Source organism: Pseudomonas sp. TTU2014-080ASC (assembly GCF_001446935.1).
GTDB lineage: Bacteria > Pseudomonadota > Gammaproteobacteria > Pseudomonadales > Pseudomonadaceae > Aquipseudomonas.
This window is the reverse complement of the sequence record NZ_LKKK01000002.1, coordinates 255,916-276,570: the sequence shown is the minus strand read 5'-3', so window position 1 is coordinate 276,570 and position 20,655 is coordinate 255,916. Positions and strand designations below refer to the sequence as shown.

The following is a 20,655-nucleotide window of genomic DNA, read 5'->3' as shown; positions in this document are numbered from 1 at the left end:
TCACGAGCAACCAGGGATGGTTAAAGCGGGACGGAAGGGGCTGCCAGTGGCAGCCCCTTTCTTTAGGAATCTGGCCTGACAGGCGCACAAATGGTGACATCCACACAACAGCACTGGATAGAAAGTCGCTACGGCCCCCTGTTCGCTCAATCATGGACACCAGCCAACGCCAAGCCGACGCCACTGATCCTGCTGCATGGCGCGCTGGGTTGTGTCAGCCTATGGGCAGGGCTTCCCCAGTCTCTGGCCGAAGCCACCCAGCACCGGGTTATTGCCTACGACCGCCCCGGATACGGGCGTTCAGCGGGCCTTTCCTCGCTGTTACCCGACAGCTTTATTGATGATGAACCGCTGGCCAGCTTCACGGATATTCTCGACCACTTTCAGGTGTGGGACTTTGCTGTGTTTGGCCAGTGCGTCGGCGCAGCCATGGCCATCGGCTGTGCAGTCACCTATCCACGTGCCTGCAAAGCCGTCATCACAGAGCCAACCCTGCACTCCAAAGACGCCCTGCTAAACAGCCACGACCTGCATAAACACCACGGAGATAAAACCGCCTGGGTATTGCGTAACCATGCCAAGCTGCAAGCCAACTACCCGACCACTCTGGAGATACGCAGCCCACTACTGACGCTGTGTGATGACAACAGCACCCTTGGTGGAAATCTTGGCTATAACACCCTGAACGCCGTGAGCCAGTTTTTACAAAGCCTGGACTGCTGACGTTTAAAAACCCGCCGTTGGCCGCAGAGACTCCGCCAAAGCCTGTAGCAGCCCTACGCACAGGCACAGGCAGCTTGTAGAACGTATCTACAACCGCACTAACCGCGACGGGTTCATCAAGGTGAGAAAGAGCGCCGCTACCACCTAATGCAGACGCTCTGAGCCGTTATTCAGACAAACGACTGACGGGATGCACCGCGCGGCAAGCGATTGCGACCCGGCAGCTGGGCCAGACGCTGTTGCCATTCGGCACGGGCAGATTTAGCGGACTGACTGACCGGCTGCTGGCTGGCAGGTGCCGCCGCCGCAACGGTTACACGGCTTGCTGGTTTTGCAACAGGCGCTGGCGCAACAGCCTTCTCAGCCTTCTCGGCTTTGGCAGCCGCTCTCAGCTCAGCAAGGCTAGGTGTTTTGCGCACTGGCTCAACGGCCTTCTTCTCAAGGGAACGGAGGCACAGCTTGCACGAAACTTCGGCCTCAACCTGCGTCATCTCAAGGCTCGCTCCTGAGCGACCGCATGCAACACTCTCTTGGTTTGCGGAGTAGTGAATTGCCAACGTGTTATCTCCTGCTTTTGGGGGCGCGGGATTTTACACGGTGATTCCGTTTGTGCGGACAGAAAAAGCCATAAGCCGATGTATGAACCACTACGTTGGCTCATCAGCTTAGTCGATTGGAAATCCATGAATATTGGAACGCCCTGGGCAGTTCGAAGTGTTGTCGCCTGCGGTAACTGCCCAGCTTTTCGCTACCACAGTAGGTGCACACATCGACCACTTCGACCTGCTCATCCCTGATCCCGGACACCCTCAATATCTGCCGGATGTAACTCACCAAATCCAGCCAGATCAGGCCATTTCGGGCTTGGGCAGCAGGTCGCATGCAGTTAGCAGATTGAGTCGGCTGAAGCAGATGCCACGGCCTTGTCGCGACATCCCAATGGGTGCCGTGCGTTTCCTCGATAAGCGCCAGCGTTGACTGGCTGATCTCGTAACAACAGCGACCAATACAGGGGCCAATCGCCAGACGCAGAGAGTCAGTCTCAACACCTTCATTGACGAGCGCAGCCAGTGAGTTTTCGACAATCCCACTGACGATGCCCTTCCACCCCGCATGAATAGCACCGACAACTGGCACCTGAGTCGATGCAACAAGAATCGGCACACAGTCGGCAGTGACCACGCCAATGCTGGCGTAGCCGTAGCTGAACAACGCATCAGCCTGAAAAGGCCCAATGCCATCGTCCCGAATGATCACCACATTCCCCGCATGCTGTTGCTCAGGGCATATAAGCACTGAAGGTCGCCGGGGGTCGTTGACCACTCCAAAGCCATGCTCAACGGCCTGCATAGCACCCAGATTCGCGGCTCTGTAAGTCATTCGTCCCTGTGACCTCTGAATGAGATTTTGGCTGGCCATCCATCATGCTCCCAATTCATCATACGGTGCCGTCATTGGTCGGTTCGCCCTGTGCATAACGTGCTCAGACGCCAATGTTCCGGTTGACAGCCAAACCCATCGCTGAGCACTATCTGCCGCACAACTTGCGCAACGGACATCCCATGTTCCACATCCACGACCACTCGCCAGCACAGCCGGGCTTCTTTGCCCAGGTTTGCGCGTGCGTCGTCGTTGCCAAGAAATCCAAGAAACAGTCGCTCATTTGACCGGGGCGCGCTGTCCCGTCAGATGGGCTGACAGGACAGATGGCGCTGGGTTCACCGACCTTCTCTTTCGAGTTCTCTCCCTCCTGACGGCGACCAGACGGTCAGCAACAGGAGTACGTACATGTCTTTTCGTGGTATCTGGGTGGCTTTGGCCACACCGTTTCGCTCGGGTGAAATCGACTTCCCTGCCCTGCGCAACTTGGTCAACAAACTGGCCGCTGAAGGCGTTGCCGGTTTCGTCGTCTGCGGCACCACCGGCGAAGCCGCCGCACTGAGCCACACCGAGCAACTGGCCGTGCTGGATGCTGTGTTGCAGCAGGTGCCGGGGCAGCAGGTGATCATGGGGCTGGCGGGCAATAACCTGCGCGAATTACTGGCCTTCCAGCAGGAGATTCAGCAGCGCCCGATTGCCGGACTGCTGACACCCGCGCCCTATTACATCCGTCCCTCTCAACAAGGCATCGAAGCCTTCTTCAACACCGTCGCCGATGCCGCCAGCGTGCCGCTGGTGGTCTACGACATTCCTTACCGCACTGGCGTCCGCATTGAGCGGGAGACCCTGCGCCGCATCGTCCGTCACCCGAATATCAAAGCGATCAAAGATTGTGGCGGCGATGCGGAAACGACGATGACGCTGATTGCCGATGGCGACGTCGAAGTGCTTGCCGGGGAAGACCTGCACATCTTCAACAACCTGTGCCTGGGCGGCCACGGTGCCATCTCCGCCAGCGCGCACATCCGCGCCGACCTTTATGTACAGATGCAGCAGCAGGTTGAAAGTGGACAACTGGGCGCTGCCCGGCAAACCTTCTACCACCTGATGCCGTGGATGCAGGCCGCCTTTGCCGAGCCCAACCCCGCCGCAGTCAAAGCCGCGCTGGCGCTGCAAGGGCTGATCACCCCGGAGCTGCGTGAACCGATGCAAAGCTGTAGCGCAGCGACGGTGGAGCGGGTACGTATGGTGCTGGCAGCGCTGGAAGAGTAAGCAGGGAGTGGCGCCTGAGCTAAGCACAGGCGCCTGCTTTTTACATTCAGAAGTCAGGCGGCGACTCTAAAAAACGCAGCTGCGGCCATACCGCCGCCCAGTTCTTCGAACGCTGGCGCTGTGTATAAATCGACTGCTTTTCTGCGGCGAATTTCGCGGTTGGGCGGACGATCAGGTTGAACAGATCATCCAGGCCGTAAGGCGCTGCGATTTCGATCTGCTCATCAGTGCTCAAACGAACGGCAACTGCGGTGGCAGTCTCTGGCCAATAGCGCATGGCGTCGGTCGCGCAGGTGTAGGGCTGATCGCCGTTACCCAAGTGCATGCGGGCCTGATTTTTCACCGACCAGTTGTGGCGGCTGTCCATCTGCTGCAATGCCTGTTCGAATCGGGCGTCAGTTTCGGCACTGGCCCGATCAGGGTCGAACCAAATCACGTCGATATCCGCCAGCGGCGTGCTGCCGGGAAAACGATGCAGGTGATCCCAGACCGCATTGCGTACAAACCCGGCCGCCACCCAACAATCCGGCAGACCGAGCGCTTTTACGAGGTGCAGGGCATCCATCCGCATCGGGTCAGCGGCAAGAATGGCGAGTAGCTGTTGGTGCATAGCAAAGGCTGGTTGTCCGTGAAGAAACAGCAGCCTAGCAGACCCAGCCAACGAACGTGGCGGCGTTCGTGGAGGGAGCTAAACCGCTCAGATCAGGGCTTCGGCAAATAACCCGGCAGTGCTTCAATGCGGTTTATCCACTGAGCGATGTGCGGGTAGCCCGAGATATCCACACCGCCTTCATGGGCCAGCGCGACGTAGGGATAGACCGCGCAATCAGCGATTGATGGGCGGCCAATGGCGAGCCATTCGTTGGTTTTCAGGTGCTGATCGAGCACAGACAGCACGCGCGGAGCGTTTTCCACACCCGCGTTGTAATCCAGTGCATAACCAAACTTCTGCACCAAGCGAGCAGCACACACGCTGTGCTGGATTTCGTTGCCCGCAAAGGACAGCCACTTAACAATCTCGGCTTGGCCAAACGGATGCGCCGGCCACCAGGCCAGGCCACCATGGGCACCTGCCAAGTACACCAGAATGGCGTGCGAGTCATAAACCACCTGCTTGCCATCCACCAAAATCGGCAGTTGACCCAGCGGATTCAGGTCCAGCAGCGGTGCCCGCTTATGTTCTCCACCGAGAAAGTCCACCGGCACAATCTCCAGATTGATATTGGCCAGCGCGGCGAACAGGCGGACTTTGTAGCAGTTACCGGAAGGTTCCAGGTCGTACAGTTTCATGGGTGTTCTCCATTGATGAGTTGGTTGAACTCCAGAACATTTCCATCGGGGTCGCGGATAAACAGGGCAATGCGCCGTGGCCCGATCGGGTGTGGGCCTTCGGTAATGCGGATGCCCTGCTCGCCCAGCCACGTCTCCAACGCCTGAAGATCATCGACCACAAATGCCGGGTGGGTAATGCCCGGCAGCTTCACCGGTGCATCCAGCAACGGGTTGTGGGCATCGGGCAAGCGTGTGCCGTTGAAGATCAGGTTGATTCGCACCCCATCAGGGGTGAGCATCTCGTTGGCCTCGTAAAGAGGGAAGCTCGCGCTTTCGACAAAACCCAAGGCCTGATAAAAATCCAGTGCCCGCTGTTTGTCACTGACGCGAATCCCGATATGGTCGTATGCAAAGATCCTGGCGGGGTTTTGCAGGGCGCTCATGATGGCGGTCTCCGGTGGAATGTCTGTCCGGTCAGTGTCGCGGCCCGCGCACGTTTCACCTATACCCCGAAGCTGACATCACCTGTGCGCCAATCGCACTAATCCGGAAGTGGACTATGGACCGGCTCAAAGCAATCGCCAATTTCGTCCGCATCGTCGACAGCGGCAGCCTCAGCGCCGCCGCCGATGCCAGCGGCCAATCACTGGCCTCGCTGGTGCGCTCGCTGGCAGCGCTGGAAAAGTACCTGGGCGTGCGTTTGCTCAATCGCACAACCCGCAGCATGGCTCTGACCGATGAGGGCAAGGAGTATCTGGCCTGGGGTCGGCGCATGCTGGCTGACTTCGATGAGATGGAGCAGCGTCTGGCAGGCCACGACGGCAGCGTGCGCGGCCAATTGCGGATCACCGCGCCGGTGGAGTTTGGCTCGCGCTATATCGCGCCGCTGGTAAACCGCTTTCTCAAAGAACACCCGGCAATACGGATTGAGCTGAGCCTGAATGATCAGATCATGCCGCTGCTGGATGAGCGCCTCGACCTGGCCCTGCGCATCGGCCACTTGCCGGATTCAGGGCTGGTGGCGCGACAGGTCAGTCGTACCCGCTTGGTTACCTGCGCCAGCCCGGATTATCTGCGTGGTGCTGCGGCCATCGAGCACCCGTCTGAATTAAACGAGCACGCCTGCATCAGCACCAGCTCTCAGGGGCGGCACTGGTATTACCGTTGTGATGGAAAGGAATGGGCCGGGGACATCAGTCCGCGCTTAGTGTGTTCGCAGGTGCGCGCCGCCAACCTGGCCTGCGTGCAAGGCGTGGGGATTGCCCGGTTGATGCATTATCAAGTGGCGGATGAGCTGGCGGATGGCCGACTGATTCGAATCCTCAGGGATTTCGAGCCAGAGGATTTGCCGATTCAGCTGGTTTATCCACATTCCCTGCAACTGTCGCCACGGGTTAAAGCCTTTGTGGATTGGGCGTGCCCGCAGCTGGAAAAGCTCACACCGGAGCCGAATTGAACCCCTGCCGCGCGGCTAAAAGCGCCACCACCCAGTCAATAAACACACGCAGCTTGGCGCTGACATGGCGATTCGGCGGGTAAGCCAAATACAGCGGCATCGGTTCCAGCGACCAGTCCGTAAACAGCTGCATCAGCTCGCCGTTGTCCAGATGTGAGCGAACCATATAGTCCGGCAGTGCAGCGATGCCCAAACCGGCCACACAAGCAGTGATATAGGCGTTGCCGTCATCCACCGTCAGCGCCTGACGACCTTGCAAACTGAGCCGCTCAGCCGCACGACTGAGGCGGTAAAACATCGGTTGACGCGTGCGCGAGCTGACAAAATTCACCACCCGATGCGGGCTGTGCTCCACCTCACTGGGATGCGCCGGGATGGCGCTGCGTTGCAGATAGGCAGGCGCTGCATACACGCCGAGCTGCAAACTCCCGACCTGCCGAGCCACCATGGACTGTTCGCGGATTTCACCGCCGCGTATCACGCAGTCGACGTTCTCGCTGATGATGTCGACAACCCGGTCGCTAACACCCATGTCCAGCTGAATATCCGGGTAGCGTGCATAAAAGTCAGGCAGCGCCGGGATCAGCACCAGCCGCGCCAACGGACTGGGCACATCAATACGCAGGCGTCCACGAGGCTGGGTAGCCGCGTGGGACAGGCTGGTTTCGGCGTCGTCCAGATCATCCAGCAGGCGGATCACCCGCTCGTAATACGCCGCACCATCAGCGGTGACGTTGACCTTGCGGGTGGTGCGGTTGAGCAGGCGCACCCGCAGCCGCGCCTCCAGTTGCTGCACCAGCTGGGTCACGCTGGTCTTGCTCATGTGCAGGCTCTCGGCGGCTTTGGTGAAGCTGCCGGTTTCCACCACGCGGGCGAAAGCTTGCATTGCGTCGAAGCGGTCCATGGTCCGTTCCAGATCGGGTTGATTGTTTGGATTCTACAAACAGTCATGAACAAAGTTGCTGGTTTATCCACAAGACGTGGGTTTCTACAGTTCCTCCATCGCAAATAACGCGCAATTAACGGGCCGAAAAAGCCCAGATGGAGATCATGATGACAGTACGTGATGTGGTGTTCCCAGCAGGCCGGCAAGCGTTGTACGAGCGCAACCGCTACTCACCGGCGATTCGCAGCAACGGCTTTGTGTTTGTCTCAGGCCAGGTCGGCAGCCGTGAGGATGGTTCACCTGAAACTGAATTGGAAACGCAGGTAAGACGCGCCTTCGACAACCTTAATGCAATCCTCAAGGAGGCCGGTTGCAGCTTTGATGATGTGGTCGACGTAACGGTATTTATGGTCGATCCACAGGCCACATTCGAACGCATCTGGCAGATCGTGCCGGAATATTGGGGCCAAGCACCGCACCCGACCCTGACCGCTGTGGGCGTGACCTGGCTTTATGGCTTCGACTTTGAAATCAAAGTAATCGCCAAGCTGCCGTAATACCCAGCCACAGAAGGGCACCAGCCCGCTAGTGCGGCTGCTGGTGCCTGTTCGCGGTGCTCCTGTGGGTAACTTTGGAGCCGGCGCGACACTTACACGTTTGCCACTTATGCACAGCCTGGTGCTATTATTCACGCCCGCAAGCAACTCGCTTACCAACTGAGGACGACCTCAGTTCGGCATTTCACCGGGGACGGCCCTGATTCTTCGAGGAAGAACACCATGGCCAACCCGCAAACTCCGAAAATCCCTAACGTCTCGTCTCCGGCTCAGCCATTACAGAGCGGCTGCACTGTGGATAACTTATCCTGTCTTCTAGCAGCCTGTAGCGCTGGCCACTCAAACTGTGTGATGCAAGGAAAGTAATCATGACCAACGCGCACGCTTCTCACTCTACGCGTCCTGCAGCGCTGATTCCCCCAGTCACCTGGCTGCGCATTATTGGCGCTTGGCTGGTGGTCGGCCTGTTTGTATTTTTTGGCGAAAGCATCCTCGCCGCGCCACTGACACCCTTCACCGCAAGCTGGGTATTCGGTCTGCTGTTCGTGACCATTCTGGCCGCGGCGTTTGGTGTCGTGCATGAGGCCGATCATCTCGCCGAGCAGCTGGGCGAGCCTTACGGCACGCTGATTCTGACTCTGTCGATTGTGGGTATCGAGGTGATCCTGATTGCCTCGGTGCTGCTCGGCCCGACTGAAAACCCCACCATTGGCCGTGACTCCATTTTTGCCGTGATGATGATCATCATGAACCTGATCATGGGCATCTGCCTGATTGCCGGTGCCGCCCGCAATGGTGATCAGGAGTACAACACCCAGGGCACCAGCAGCTATCTGTCGATGATCGTACTGCTGACCAGTGTGGCGCTGGTGCTGCCTAACTTCACCAGTGTGGCCGGGGAGTTTTCCTTCAAACAGGCTGTTGGTATCAGCGCGCTGACCATTGTGTTGTATGGCGTGTTTCTGTCGATGCAGATGAGCAGCCATCGGCGCTTCTTTATCCAGCCGCCTGCTGGCGCTATGGCCGTCCGCATCCAGGAGCAAGCTGATGACGATGCAACTGCCGCACAGCAGGCCCCACGGGATGTACGCAGCCTGATCGTGCGTTCAGCCGTACTGCTGGCGCTGATCGTGCCGATCGTACTGCTCGCCCATTATCTGGCGGTGGTGATGGATTACGGCATTGAAGCGACTGGCCTGCCTCTGGCCCTCGGTGGCGTACTGATTGCAATCATCGTGTTTACTCCGGAGTCCATGACCGCCATCAAAGCGGCTATGAACAACGAGATGCAACGGGCCATCAACCTCTGCCACGGCGCCTTTGTTTCTACGGTTGGGCTGACAGTGCCTGCGGTGCTGATCATCGGCCTGCTCACAGGCAAACAGGTGATCATGGGCATTAGTCAGACCGAAACCGTGCTCTTCGCCATCACCCTGGTCTTGAGCCTGCTGAGCTTTAACGGCCAGCGCACCTCGCCTATTCAGGGCTACATGCACCTGGTGGTGTTTGTGGTGTTTGGCTTACTGCTGTTCTATCCATAAACGCCTGTACGGCACGGCTGAAGCGGTTTACCCGGCTTCAGCCGCTGTGGATAAGTCGTAAGCGCGGGCACAGCTCCGCGTGCAACAGCCAATATGGAACATTCTTACCGTTAGTCGACCAGTTGTTTTTTGCGATTGCGTCATCAGAACTGAGCCGACAATATAACTTCATTATTTAGAGTATTCTTAATGCGCCGAACCTCATTTGAAGAAATGAACTGCCCGATTGCCAAGAGTCTGGACCTGATTGGTGACTGGTGGACCCTGCTGGTTCTACGCAATGCGTTTTGCGGGATGCGTCATTTCCAGGACTTCCAAAACCATCTGGGTATTTCCAGCGGCACGCTGACCAACCGCCTGCAACGCTTAACCGAGCAGAAGATTCTTGAGCGCCTGCCCAACCCGGAAGATGGCCGTGTTTATGAATACCAACTGACTGAAAAAGGCCGCCAGTTGTTTCCACTGCTGTTAGTGCTGACCGAGTGGGGCGAAAAATGGCTGCCGCATCCACAGGGCCGTCGTATTCGCTTGGTAAAACGGGGCACAGAACTAAACATTACCGGCATTCAGGCAATTGCAGAGGATGGCAGCCCGGTTGCGCTGGAAGAGATCATCGCCCTGCCAGGACCGGCAGCCGATGAAGACACCTGGGCCCTGATCAACGCCCAGAACAACTGATTCAGTTCATCACCCCATCAATCACCAGGAGGTGGCCACTTAGGCACAACAGCAGCACACACAATCAATAGACTGATTAATGGAGCAGCACATGGAAGTCACAGCAAAAACAATAGAAAACCCCATTCAGCTCACCGTTAAACGCAGCAACGTCGTAGGCACCCTGATTGATGCCTCGCACCGTAAGTTGCTCAAACTCAATGAAGTGGTCGACTGGTCCGCCGGTGTGGACAAAAAACAGTTGCCCAAACTTGAAGAAACTGCCTGGCTTTATGGCACCCCTTACTGGGACGCTATGAGCGCCGAACAACGTCTGGAATGTCTGTGGCTGGAAACGGCTCGCGACGTGTCCTACTTCATCTGGCTGGAACAGGCCCTGCCCCAGCTCTACGTGGGCTACGTCAACAAGTACAACGACGTACTCTCACCTGACGTGCGCGAATACCTGATGATCTTCTCCCGCGAAGAGATCGTGCACACCCTGATGTTCCGCCGTTATCTCAAAGTTGCCGACCTGGAGATGTGGAGTAATCCGGAAACCATCCCGCAATTCTCTACCTTCGAGCAGCAATTGCCTAACCGTCACCCGGTCTACGGCATAATCTGGAACCTGCTGATTGAGTGGTTTGCCGAACTCAACTCGATCTACCAAACCCAGCACGACAGCATCGATCCACTGACGCGCAAGATGTTCCGTGAACACCATATGGAAGAAGTGCGCCACATCGCCTTCGCCAAACACATTGCGGAAAACTTCTTCGAGACCGCACCGACCGCTGAAGTTGAAGAAATGTGTGGGTTCTTCCGCATGGGCTACCAGTTCCTCGTCGATGAATACACCTTCATGCCGGAAATCGCGCGTTTTGCGTCCTTTGACTTCCCGATCAAGGCTGATGATCAGGACGCCATCAAGGCCATCCGCAACTCCGCGCACAACCGCGCACTCAACGAGAAGCGCTTTAAGGATGTGAATGACTGGTGCCGCAAGTACGGCATCATCTAAAGCAGCGCGGTACTCGCCGGTGCTCCTCAGGGATAAATACGGAGCATCGGCCCATTAGAAAAACACCAAGGAAGGTGACTCATGATTGCACAGCGCCAACACCTTAACGGCAGCATCCTCGAGCTCTCAATCGCTAACCCGCCGGCCAACCTGATGAGCCTGGAGATGCTCCAGGTACTCAACCGCGCCATCTGCGAAGCCCCGCAAAACGGGGTTCGCGGCATCCTTATCAGCGGCCAACCGGGCTTGTTTTCTTCGGGTATAGACCTGTTCACCCTGCTCAGGGCCAAGCCTGATTATGTCGAGCGCTACTGGCAGGAAGTGTTCGTTCTGGCCCACAGCATGGTGCACTGCCCGGTACCGATCGTGGCTGCAATTTCCGGCCACTGCATGGCCTCAGGTGCACTCATCGCCCTCTTCAGCGATTACCGGATTATGGCCGAAGGCTCCTGGAACTTCGGCTTCAGCGAAATTCAGGCAGGCGTCGTACTGCCGGAGTGTTTCCAGCTGGCACTGCGCCGCCTGAGCGGCCCGCACATGACCACCCGACTGATGCTTGGCGAACTACTCAAACCCTTACAGGCACTGGAGATTGGCGTGGTCGACGAGCTCTGTCCGATCGACCAGCTCAACACCACCGCCGTCGAGCATCTGACTGCATTACAGAGGCTGCCCGAAGCTGCGCAGTTGGAAATCCGCCGGATGAACAAGGCCGATTTGCAGCAGCACTTTGCCTGCGTGCAAACCCTGCCCGTCGATAACTTTGTAGAGGCGTTCCTGAGCCCGGACGTGCAACAGCACCTGCAGCGTCTGGCAAACGATCTGCTGAGCCGCCTGCAGCGCCGTCAGGCGGTTACCTCCTGAACCTGAGCACAGAGGGAATGCACCGATGAATCTGTACTTGCGCCTGCTCATCACCTTGCTTCGGACCTGGTTCAAACCCGCGATCCGCATCGGCGACAGCATTGAGCTGGATCTGCGCGTCTGGCCAAACGATCTGGACATTAACGGGCACATGAACAACGGCCGTTACCTGACCATCCTCGACCTGGCCCTGATCGACTATATGGCCCGCGCCGGGCTGCTCAAACTGGCTCTGAAAAAGGGCTGGAGGCCCGTTCTCGGCGCGTCGATGCTCAACTACCGCAAAGCCTTAAAGCCCTTCGCCCGCTACCGCCTGCGCTTCACCTTGGTCTGTTGGGACGAGCGCTGGAGCTACATGAAGTTCGAGTTTCTCTGTGGAGAGACTGTTATGGCCGCCGGGCAAAGCAAGGGCGTCATTCTCAGCAGGCGAGGCGTCGTCCCCTCACACGATCTGTACCAGGCGCTGGGCCATACCGGTGCAGCCCCAGACATTCCCGATGCTATCCGCGCGTGGCAGGAAGCAGAGCGCCTGATGACGCTCGCATAACCCAATAAGAAATGAGTACGGACCCTATGCAACTGAAAGACTTTGTCAAAGGTAAATCCCCCATCGAAATGCTCTACCACTGGGCAGAGCAAACCCCCGATGCCATTTACCTGCGTCAACCCGTTGATGGTCAGTGGCTGCAGTACAGCTGGGCGAACATCGACGATCAGGTGCGACGGCTGGCCAGCGCCCTGAAAAGCCTGGGACTTGAGCAGGGTGATAAGGTCGCAATCCTCTCGAAAAACTGCGCTGAGTGGATCATCTCCGACCTTGCCCTGCAGCTTTCAGGTCTGGTCAGTGTGCCGCTGTACGTTGACCAGACACCGGAATCACTGGCGTATGTGTTAGAGCACTCTGAAGCCAAGGCGATCTTCGTCGGCAAGCTCGACGAGCCCGTGTGGCAGCGCCTCAGGCCGAGCATTGCCAAGACCCTGATCACTATCGGCTTCTCTTACCACGGCAGCGATTGCGACTTTGTGCGGACCCAAGATGTGCAGCACCAGTTGCCGGACTTGGTCGCCACTCACCAACCCATGACCGGTAAGCCGATCCCGGACGATGAAGATGTCTGGACCATCATTTACACCTCCGGCACCACCGGCAACCCTAAAGGCGTGGTGCATTGCTACCGCGCACCACGCCACGTAGGCCACCATGCCGTGGCCGTGTTCAATCTCTCGGCCCGGGACCGCAGCCTGTCGTTCCTGCCACTGGCCCACGTGGCAGAACGCCTGCTGCTGGCCAACAGCAGCCTGTACTCGGGCATGCAGATCAACTTCACCCAGTCACTCAAAACCTTCCAGCACGATCTGTGCGCAGTCAGGCCAACCATCTTCTTCTCGGTGCCACGCCTGTGGAAGAAGTTTCAGGACAACATCCTTGCCAGGATTCCCCAATCGCGTCTCGACACCCTGCTGGCGATCCCCCTGCTGCGCAGCCTGGTGGCGCGCAAAGTGCGTAAAGCGCTGGGGCTGGATCAGGCCCGCATGATCGTTTCCGGCGCGGCCGCTCTGTCGCCAGCTCTGCAGGAGTGGTATGCCCGTATAGGCCTGCAGATCAGCGAAGGCTATGGCATGACCGAAAACTTCGCTTACGGCTTTATCGGTCGCCCGGGTGCCTTCCGCCCCGGCACAGTTGGCAAAGCCATGCCGGAAAACGGCGCAAAACTCAGTGCTGAAGGAGAAATTCTGTTCAAGTCCCCGACACTGATGCAGGGCTATTACAAAGAGCCGGAAAAAACCCAGGAAACCCTCGACGCGGAAGGCTATTACCGCACCGGAGATCTCGGCCAACTCGACAGCGATGGTTTCCTGCGCATTACCGGCCGCATCAAGGAACTGTTCAAAACCGAGAAAGGCGAATACGTAGCGCCGTCGCCAATCGAAGCCAAGCTTTCGGCCTTCAAAGGCTTTGAGCAAATCTGCCTGATTGGCTCCGGGATGCCCCAGCCGGTGGCCATCGTCACCCTCACTGAGGCCTACCGTCCAAACAACGAAGATGACCTGCGCCAAACCATCACCGACTTCGTTGAACAGACCAACCGGCAACTCCTCAACCACGAAAAGATTGCCGGTGTGGTCATCGCCACCCGCGACTGGTCACCGGACTCAGGCCTGGTCACGCCAACCCTGAAGGTCAAGCGCAACCTGATTGAAGCCCAGTACAGCGAACTGGCTGAGCAGCTCAACCGCTCGCAGGCACATGTTCTCTGGGAGAGGGCCTGACGGATGCCGAGGCCCGCCCTCTGGAAGGGAGATCAATACGCCCGGATCGCCATTCTCGGCGCAGGTCCGGCGGGCCTCAGCGCAGCCTGCTGCCTGCGTGAACAGGGTTATGGACGGATCACCCTGTTCGAACAAAACAGCCGTGTCGGCGGCAAAGTCCATTCCTTACCAACAGCTGATGGCATTGTCGAAATAGGCGCAGTCCTGGCCAGTGCCGATTACACCCACGTACTCAAGCTGGCTGATGACTACGGCATCGACTACCAGCCGTATCCGGTTCCGCTGACGTTTGTTGAGCAGCACCAGCAACACACGCTAATGGAATTACTGCTCAGCCGCCACGACGCAGAGGAAACCGCGCAGGCTATCCATAATTACGCGTCTGCCCTGCAACGCTTTGTCTGTGATCAGCCTCTAAGCCAAGCGCATTCAGAGCTGTTCCGGCCCTTTGCCCAATTTGCTCAACGCCACGGCTTTATGCCGGTTGCGCAGTTAGCGCAGAGCATTCTGGTGGGCTTTGGTTACGGCAATTATGAGGACACGCCGGCGCTGTACCTGATGCAAATCATCGGTTGGTTACTCAAGGTCGAGAATGGCCAGCTGCAGCTAGGTGAGTTCTTCACCTTTCCCAGCGGCTACCAGTCACTGTGGGAGGCCGTCAGCGCCGATTTCGACGTGCGCCTTAATGCGCGCATCACCACCATCACGCCAAATGACGACAACGGCCCACTGCATCTGATCATCAACGAAGAGCACGACTTCGAGTTCGATGCCCTGCTGATCAGCGCGCCGCTCAACCAGCTCAGCCAGCTGATGAACTGGCCTGAGCAGCATCAGCAGCTGTTCCGTCAGGTCAACAGCCTGCGCTATTTGGTCAACCTGTTCTGCGCCAGCAAGCTGCCGACCGAGACGTTCAGTTTGATCCCTGAACACGCGCAGCCAACGCCGCCACACCGAACCGCCGCATGGGCCAATCGATCAGCAGATAAGCCGGTGTATATCAGCTGGCAGCAAGCCTGCCGCAACGCGACGCCGGAACAGCTGAACGCTGCGCTGGCAGAGGACATCCACAATCAGGGCGGCGAATTCAAAGCCCTGCTGCTACGTCAGGAATGGGATTACTTCCCTCATGCCGACAGTCAGGCGCTTAGTAACGGCTTCTTCAGACAGCTTGAACAGCTGCAGGGGCAATCGGGGATTTACTTCATCGGTGCCAGCCTGTCCTTTGAAACCGTCGAGCACAGCGTCCGTCAGGCCTGCTCGCTGGTCCAGCAGCACTTCCCGCCTGTTCAGGAATAGCGGCTGGCTGTGGATAACCTAAAGTAGCGGGTTATCCACAATCGCCAAGTGGAATGAATACACTCACGCCCCGACATTCAGCCCAACAGCTTTAGCCCGTGCCGCATGCAGCTTCTTGTAGCTGTCGATCAAGCGCAGGTGACGGTCCAAACCTTCCAGCTTCATGCTGGTCGGGGTCAGGCCGTAGAAGCGCACAGTGCCTTCGACGGAACCGATAACCGCGTCCATCCGCTCGTTACCGAACATGCGGCGGAAGTTGGTTTCGTAGTCTTCCAGCTCCATGTCTTCATCAATCACCACTTCCAGCACCACATTCATAGCCTGATAGAACAGGCCGCGCTCGGCGGAGTTGTCGTTGTACTGGAGGAAGGCTTCGACCAGGTCCTTAGCGTCTTCAAAACGCTGCAAGGCCACATAAATCAGCAGCTTCAGCTCAAGGATGGTCAGTTGGCCCCACGCGGTGTTGTCGTCGAACTCAATGCCGATCAGGGTTTTGATGTCGGTGTAATCGTCCAGCTCGCTCTCTTCCAGACGCTCGACCAGCGCTTGCAGGGCTTCGTCATCGAGGCTGTGCAGGTTGAGGATGTCTTCGCGGAAAAACAGCGCCTTGTTGGTGTTATCCCAGATCAAATCTTCGATCGGATAAATCTCCGAATAGCCCGGCACCAGAATCCGGCAGGCCGTAGCGCCAAGGTGTTCGTAGACCGCCATGTAGGCTTCTTTGCCCATGTCTTCGAGGATGCCAAACAGGGTTGCAGCCTCTTCCTCGTTGGGGTTTTCGCCATCGCTGGAGAAGTCCCACTCAACGAATTCGTAATCCGCCTTGGAGCTGAAGAAGCGCCACGACACCACGCCGCTGGAGTCGATGAAGTGCTCAACAAAGTTGTTCGGCTCCATCACCGCATGACCTTGGAACGTCGGTTGCGGCAGGTCGTTCAAGCCTTCGAAACTGCGGCCTTGCAGCAATTCGGTGAGGCTGCGCTCCAGCGCCACTTCAAAGCGCGGATGGGCGCCGAAAGAGGCGAACACGCCGCCGGTACGCGGGTTCATCAGGGTCACGCACATCACCGGGAACTCACCGCCCAGCGACGCGTCCTTCACCAATACCGGGAAGCCCTGCTCTTCGAGTCCTTTGATGCCCGCGACGATGCCGGGGTACTTGGCCAGCACCTCGTCCGGCACATCCGGCAGGGCGATTTCGCCTTCGAGAATTTCGCGCTTAACCGCACGCTCGAAGATTTCCGACAGGCACTGCACCTGCGCTTCAGCCAGCGTATTACCGGCGCTCATGCCATTGCTGAGGTAAAGGTTTTCGATCAGGTTGGAGGGGAAGTACACCACTTCGCCATCGGACTGGCGCACATACGGCAGCGAGCAGATGCCGCGCTCGATGTTGCCGGAGTTGGTGTCGTACAGGTGCGAGCCGCGCAGCTCACCGTCCGGGTTGTAAATCTTCAGGGTGTAGGCATCGAGAATTTCTTTCGGCAGCTCGTCTTTACGTCCCGGCTGGAACCAGCGCTCGTCCGGGTAATGCACGAACGGCGCATTGGCGATCTCTTCGCCCCAGAACTGATCGTTGTAGAAGAAGTTGCAGTTCAGACGCTCGATAAACTCGCCCAGCGCCGACGCCAGCGCGCTTTCTTTGGTCGCGCCCTTGCCGTTGGTGAAGCACATCGGCGACTGCGCATCGCGGATATGCAGGGACCAGACGTTAGGCACAATGTTGCGCCAGGAGGCGATTTCGATCTTCATCCCCAGCCCGGCGAGAATTGCCGACATATTGGCGATGGTCTCTTCCAGCGGCAGGTCTTTACCGGGGATCACAGTGCTGGTGCCAGAGGTATCCAGCGCCAGCAATGCCTGAGCGTCGGCGTCGAGGTTATCCACCTCTTCGATGATGAAATCGGGGCCAGTCTGCACCACCTTTTTCACCGTGCAACGGTCGATAGAACGCAGAATGCCCTGACGGTCTTTCTCGGAGATATCCGCAGGCAGCTCGACCTGAATTTTGAAGATCTGCTTGTAGCGGTCTTCGGGGTCGACGATGTTGTTCTGCGACAGACGAATGTTTTCGGTGGGGATGTCCCGCGTCTGGCAGTACAGCTTCACAAAGTACGCCGCGCACAGCGCAGACGACGCGAGGAAGTAATCGAACGGCCCCGGCGCTGAGCCGTCGCCCTTGTAACGGATCGGCTGGTCAGCGATCACCGTGAAGTCGTCGAACTTGGCTTCAAGTCGCAGGTTGTCGAGAAAGTTGACCTTGATTTCCATAGGGGCAGCTACCGGTTCAGCACGCAAAAAATTGCCGCCATTATCCGGGTTTTGCCAGAGAAAGCTCGGGCCTTGAGATGATTTGCAACCTACATCGAGTTATCCACAGAGAAAAACCAACATTTGGCTCTGAATGAATGTGGACAAGTTGCTTTAATTACTCCTGAAGCTGGACTTCACAAGGTGCCGCGCTGGCCTGCCGGTGCTTTTGCCCCCACTCCACCATCTGCACGATCACATCCTTCAGCTGCTCACCGGACTCGGTCAGTTCATAGCGGGTAATGGCCGAGCCGTTTTCCTGATTCAGGCTCTTCTTCACCACACCGTTGATTTCCAGCTCCTTCAACTCCCGGGACACCATACGCGGGGTGATGCCGGTAATAAGCCGTTCGATATCACTGAAACGGCGGCCACCTTCCAGCAGGACGCAGACAATCGCCAACTTCCACTTTCCGCTGATGACATTCAACGCATCTTTCAGTGCTACAACAAATGCCCGGTTACAGGAACTCTGTTCAAACTCCATTGAGGTCGTACTCCTTTAATATTTTCACTCAAGCTCTCTAGCTGCATGTGGATAAGCTGCGACGCGGGACTGTGACCTTAAGATCCGCCACGTATAACTTATCCACAAGCGCATGCAGAATCAGAGCACCGAACGACCAATCGCCACCGGCCGTACCGGTGCCTGCGCGCCGCCTTTGATCTTCAGCGGCAGCACCATTGCGCAGGATTCCCAGACGTTGTGCTCAGCCAGTTCATCCAGCTTGGCATTCTGAATCTGATAAATCCCGGCCTGACTCAGGTTGTTATGGTGAATCGCAAACGGCAGTCCCTGCGGCGTACCAGCCGGTTGGGCGGTGCCATTGAGCATGCCTGGCGGAGCCGGGTCGGTGAACGGGTTATCCAGCGCTACTGCAACAATCTGCTTGCTCTGCAAATACAGTGCTGCGTCGTAAGCCAGACCAGGTCCGCGGGTGTAATAAACCGCCGGATCGCCTGTCCACTTCTTACCCCAGCCGGTGTGGATAAGTAGCATATCCCCAGCCAGAATGCCGCGCTCGGCAAGCCCTTGAGCCTTGAGCATGCCTTCAATATCGGCACGGCTGATGATCTGGTCATCGTTCAGCGGCTGGCCTTTGTTCAGGTAGCGCGACGCATCCAGCAGCACAGCGGAGGTGATGATGGGCGGAATCTTGTCGGTGCCCAGCACTTGCAGGCCGCCGTCATCCCGTGGCTTCACTTCATCGTGAGTCCAGCCGCCGTAGTATTTCAGCAGGTGCTTGGGAAACTCGCCCTTGCCGTCCCAGATCTCCGGCAGATAGGCAAAGTGCCCCAAAGCGTCTATCTGCGTACCCTGCCCGCCGATGTTGCCGCGCACCGATTCGGTATTGAAGCCGTGGTAAGTCCCCGGAATGCCGTGTGAGGCATCAAAGCTGTAGTGCTCCGGCTCGGCGAATTTGGACTGGGGCATTTCGTTGGAACGGTCGTATGACAGCTCGTATGCCTGGGCACCCGGCTTGTTCATTTCAACGGTGCACCGGGCCCATGTCACCGGGCCGATATGACGGGCCATGCCCAACTGATCACGTTCAATTTTATCCACAGCCTGAGCAAAGACCGGGCTGACTGCGCTGTTGACCAGCACCAGCAGGGCCAGCCTCAGGCGCATCGATTTAATCGTCATACTGAATTCCTTGTATGCAAAAGCAGCCTCAATCCCGTGAATTGAGGCTGTTGTTATCTCCTCGACTCAGCTTATTACGCTGTCTCGCGGACTTCCTTCAAAGCTCCGGCCCAGCTTTCGAGCTGACCAAACATGTGCTGGATGGAGTTGTTATGCACATCCGATGGGGTGAATTCGCGCATGTCTTTAAAGTCAGTGAACAGGTTGAAGCCCGGCTGCACCTTCACTGTCGCTACTTCCAGCGAGTTGAGGATTTCCCGCAGCGCCCGTCCGGATGAAGCGCCACCGGTAGACCCGAAACCGACAATACCGGCGGCCTTATTCACAAACTCGGGATAGAGGTAGTCGATAGCATTTTTCAGCGGTGCGATAACCCCGCGGTTGTACTCAGGATTAATAAAAATAAAGCCATCCAGAGCAGCAATGGCCGCTGACCATGCTTTCGCCTGCGGCGTCTGGTAATCGCTGCTGAATGCAGCCGGAATCGGCTCGTCGTACATGGGCAAGTCATAGCTCTGAACATCGACGATGTCATAGCGGGCCCCGGAACGGCCTTGTGCCAACTTGTGGATGTAGTGCGCAACCTGAGGGCTGACGCGGCTTGAACGGGTAGAACCAATGATGATGCCAATACTTAGCATGGGAGTACTCCTTGGGACCTGAGCCCAGAGGTGGGAAAACAGCAGCACAGGGGGGTTAAGCGGTCAGCCTGCGTTGAAGTGCAGTCAGGACTTGTTCGTCCGTGGTGTAACCCTTGGCCAATACAATGTGTTCGCCATCGACTTCCAGAAGCAGAGTCGGGAAGGAATTCACACCCCACTGACGGCGCTGTTCGAATGCCCGCTGCACTGCGTGCTGGGCAGTTTCAGAGCGGAACAGTTGTTTAAAAGCGGCAAAATCAATCCCCACGCGAGCGCAGGGGCCTTGATAAAAGTCGACATCTCGCGGATCAGCACCATCGACATAAAAGTGCTGTTGCACCGCTGAGAAGAACTCCAGCACAACACCCAGCGGTAATCGGTCCCGCTCTTGCAACAGCTGTACGCTGACGACCGCCCGGCATGCGGGCTCGGTGTCGTAGTTAAATTCGTCACGCTCCAGCAGGGTGTAGCCAAACGGCTGCCCACTGACTTGACTGATGTGCTGCCACTCGTGGCGCAGAAAGTCTTTGAACTGCGTATTCCAGGGATCGCCTCCCCCCACCCGCAAGCCTCCGACATTGACGCTGAAGGGTATGTTTTCATCTGCACAAAATGCTTCAGTAGCTTTCAGCGCAGAGGAAATGCCCCAGCACCAGGAGCACATCGGATCCCCGATGTAATGCACAGCCAGTTTCTTATCCACAGTACGCTTGGGTACTGAAGCATCCGCAACCAGGCAGACGCCGGTTTCAGGATCACATTTCATTTCAACACTCCTCACAGAGCCCGACCAAAGCCGGACCGATCCATGGGTGAAACCGTGCGTGAGGCTTATCCACAGGCCGACAGCCACT

22 protein-coding genes are annotated in these 20,655 nt (G+C 57.5%); 11 read left to right on the top strand and 11 right to left on the bottom strand.

The genetic code is table 11. From position 1 onward, the window contains the following. Nucleotides 1-90: 90 nt before the first annotated feature. A complete protein-coding gene (locus tag AO726_RS06850; RefSeq protein ID WP_058067329.1) occupies nucleotides 91-723 on the top strand; it encodes an alpha/beta fold hydrolase in 633 nt (210 codons plus the stop codon). A gap of 170 nt (nucleotides 724-893) precedes the next feature. On the opposite strand, the gene AO726_RS06845 is transcribed toward AO726_RS06850, so the two are convergent. Both AO726_RS06845 and AO726_RS06840 read right to left on the bottom strand, forming a co-directional pair. Beyond that, nucleotides 894-1,280: a hypothetical protein gene (locus AO726_RS06845; protein WP_058067328.1), complete on the bottom strand. Its 387-nt coding sequence runs from the start codon at nucleotides 1,278-1,280 to the stop codon at nucleotides 894-896. Nucleotides 1,281-1,383: 103 nt separating this feature from the next. Continuing rightward, complete coding sequence (locus tag AO726_RS06840; protein WP_160320959.1) at nucleotides 1,384-2,103, bottom strand: polyphenol oxidase family protein; 720 nt, start codon at nucleotides 2,101-2,103, stop codon at nucleotides 1,384-1,386. A gap of 408 nt (nucleotides 2,104-2,511) precedes the next feature. Here AO726_RS06840 and dapA point away from each other — a divergent pair, with 408 nt between their 5' ends. Next, nucleotides 2,512-3,375 carry a 4-hydroxy-tetrahydrodipicolinate synthase gene (gene dapA / locus AO726_RS06835; protein WP_058067326.1) on the top strand — a complete coding sequence of 288 codons (864 nt, stop codon included), beginning with the start codon at nucleotides 2,512-2,514 and terminating at the stop codon, nucleotides 3,373-3,375. A 46-nt stretch (nucleotides 3,376-3,421) separates the two neighbouring features. On the opposite strand, the gene AO726_RS06830 is transcribed toward dapA, so the two are convergent. The 3 genes from AO726_RS06830 to AO726_RS06820 all read right to left on the bottom strand — a co-directional run bounded on the left by AO726_RS06830 (nucleotide 3,422) and on the right by AO726_RS06820 (nucleotide 5,090). Next, the gene (locus AO726_RS06830; protein ID WP_058067325.1) at nucleotides 3,422-3,985 is read right to left on the bottom strand and encodes a nucleotidyltransferase family protein; all 564 of its coding nucleotides are present in this window, start codon (nucleotides 3,983-3,985) and stop codon (nucleotides 3,422-3,424) included. 92 nt (nucleotides 3,986-4,077) lie between these two features. Then, on the bottom strand, nucleotides 4,078-4,665 hold the full coding sequence (locus AO726_RS06825; protein ID WP_058067324.1) for a glutathione S-transferase family protein: 588 nt from the start codon (nucleotides 4,663-4,665) through the stop codon (nucleotides 4,078-4,080). Beyond that, on the bottom strand, nucleotides 4,662-5,090 hold the full coding sequence (locus AO726_RS06820; RefSeq protein ID WP_058067323.1) for a VOC family protein: 429 nt from the start codon (nucleotides 5,088-5,090) through the stop codon (nucleotides 4,662-4,664). Before AO726_RS06820 ends, AO726_RS06825 begins: the two co-directional genes overlap by 4 nt. A 116-nt stretch (nucleotides 5,091-5,206) precedes the next feature. Between AO726_RS06820 and AO726_RS06815 the strand changes: the two genes are divergently transcribed. Beyond that, nucleotides 5,207-6,103, top strand: a complete 897-nt coding sequence (locus AO726_RS06815) for a LysR substrate-binding domain-containing protein (protein ID WP_058067322.1) — start codon at nucleotides 5,207-5,209, stop codon at nucleotides 6,101-6,103. Here AO726_RS06815 and AO726_RS06810 read toward each other — a convergent pair. Next, nucleotides 6,084-7,007: a LysR family transcriptional regulator gene (locus tag AO726_RS06810; protein WP_058067321.1), complete on the bottom strand. Its 924-nt coding sequence runs from the start codon at nucleotides 7,005-7,007 to the stop codon at nucleotides 6,084-6,086. The genes AO726_RS06815 and AO726_RS06810 overlap by 20 nt on opposite strands. Nucleotides 7,008-7,156: 149 nt before the next feature. Between AO726_RS06810 and AO726_RS06805 the strand changes: the two genes are divergently transcribed. The 8 genes from AO726_RS06805 to AO726_RS06770 all read left to right on the top strand — a co-directional run bounded on the left by AO726_RS06805 (nucleotide 7,157) and on the right by AO726_RS06770 (nucleotide 15,202). Next, nucleotides 7,157-7,546: a RidA family protein gene (locus tag AO726_RS06805; protein ID WP_058067320.1), complete on the top strand. Its 390-nt coding sequence runs from the start codon at nucleotides 7,157-7,159 to the stop codon at nucleotides 7,544-7,546. A gap of 368 nt (nucleotides 7,547-7,914) precedes the next feature. Then, complete coding sequence (locus AO726_RS06800; protein WP_058067319.1) at nucleotides 7,915-9,087, top strand: calcium:proton antiporter; 1,173 nt, start codon at nucleotides 7,915-7,917, stop codon at nucleotides 9,085-9,087. Nucleotides 9,088-9,276: 189 nt separating this feature from the next. Then, nucleotides 9,277-9,765: a winged helix-turn-helix transcriptional regulator gene (locus AO726_RS06795; protein ID WP_058067318.1), complete on the top strand. Its 489-nt coding sequence runs from the start codon at nucleotides 9,277-9,279 to the stop codon at nucleotides 9,763-9,765. Between the two features lie 91 nt (nucleotides 9,766-9,856). Next, nucleotides 9,857-10,768 (top strand): diiron oxygenase, encoded by a 912-nt coding sequence (locus AO726_RS06790; protein WP_082629078.1) that lies wholly within the window; start codon nucleotides 9,857-9,859, stop codon nucleotides 10,766-10,768. Nucleotides 10,769-10,849: 81 nt separating this feature from the next. After that, nucleotides 10,850-11,632: an enoyl-CoA hydratase/isomerase family protein gene (locus AO726_RS06785; protein WP_058067317.1), complete on the top strand. Its 783-nt coding sequence runs from the start codon at nucleotides 10,850-10,852 to the stop codon at nucleotides 11,630-11,632. A 25-nt stretch (nucleotides 11,633-11,657) separates the two neighbouring features. Next, on the top strand, nucleotides 11,658-12,179 hold the full coding sequence (locus AO726_RS06780; protein WP_058067316.1) for a thioesterase family protein: 522 nt from the start codon (nucleotides 11,658-11,660) through the stop codon (nucleotides 12,177-12,179). 26 nt (nucleotides 12,180-12,205) lie between these two features. Further along, nucleotides 12,206-13,903, top strand: a complete 1,698-nt coding sequence (locus AO726_RS06775) for an AMP-binding protein (RefSeq protein WP_058067315.1) — start codon at nucleotides 12,206-12,208, stop codon at nucleotides 13,901-13,903. A gap of 3 nt (nucleotides 13,904-13,906) precedes the next feature. Next, a complete protein-coding gene (locus AO726_RS06770) occupies nucleotides 13,907-15,202 on the top strand; it encodes a flavin monoamine oxidase family protein (RefSeq protein ID WP_058067314.1) in 1,296 nt (431 codons plus the stop codon). Nucleotides 15,203-15,265: 63 nt separating this feature from the next. Here the strand turns inward: AO726_RS06770 and AO726_RS06765 are convergent, their stop codons facing one another. The 5 genes from AO726_RS06765 to AO726_RS06745 all read right to left on the bottom strand — a co-directional run bounded on the left by AO726_RS06765 (nucleotide 15,266) and on the right by AO726_RS06745 (nucleotide 20,567). Beyond that, complete coding sequence (locus AO726_RS06765; protein WP_058067965.1) at nucleotides 15,266-17,473, bottom strand: OsmC domain/YcaO domain-containing protein; 2,208 nt, start codon at nucleotides 17,471-17,473, stop codon at nucleotides 15,266-15,268. Between the two features lie 157 nt (nucleotides 17,474-17,630). Continuing rightward, complete coding sequence (locus AO726_RS06760; RefSeq protein WP_058067313.1) at nucleotides 17,631-17,999, bottom strand: winged helix-turn-helix transcriptional regulator; 369 nt, start codon at nucleotides 17,997-17,999, stop codon at nucleotides 17,631-17,633. 120 nt (nucleotides 18,000-18,119) lie between these two features. Then, the gene (locus tag AO726_RS06755; RefSeq protein ID WP_058067312.1) at nucleotides 18,120-19,160 is read right to left on the bottom strand and encodes a cyclase family protein; all 1,041 of its coding nucleotides are present in this window, start codon (nucleotides 19,158-19,160) and stop codon (nucleotides 18,120-18,122) included. A 74-nt stretch (nucleotides 19,161-19,234) separates the two neighbouring features. Next, the gene (locus AO726_RS06750; protein ID WP_058067311.1) at nucleotides 19,235-19,801 is read right to left on the bottom strand and encodes an NADPH-dependent FMN reductase; all 567 of its coding nucleotides are present in this window, start codon (nucleotides 19,799-19,801) and stop codon (nucleotides 19,235-19,237) included. A gap of 55 nt (nucleotides 19,802-19,856) precedes the next feature. Then, nucleotides 19,857-20,567, bottom strand: coding sequence for a DsbA family protein (locus AO726_RS06745; RefSeq protein WP_058067310.1), 711 nt, complete (start codon nucleotides 20,565-20,567; stop codon nucleotides 19,857-19,859). Nucleotides 20,568-20,655 lie beyond the last annotated feature (88 nt).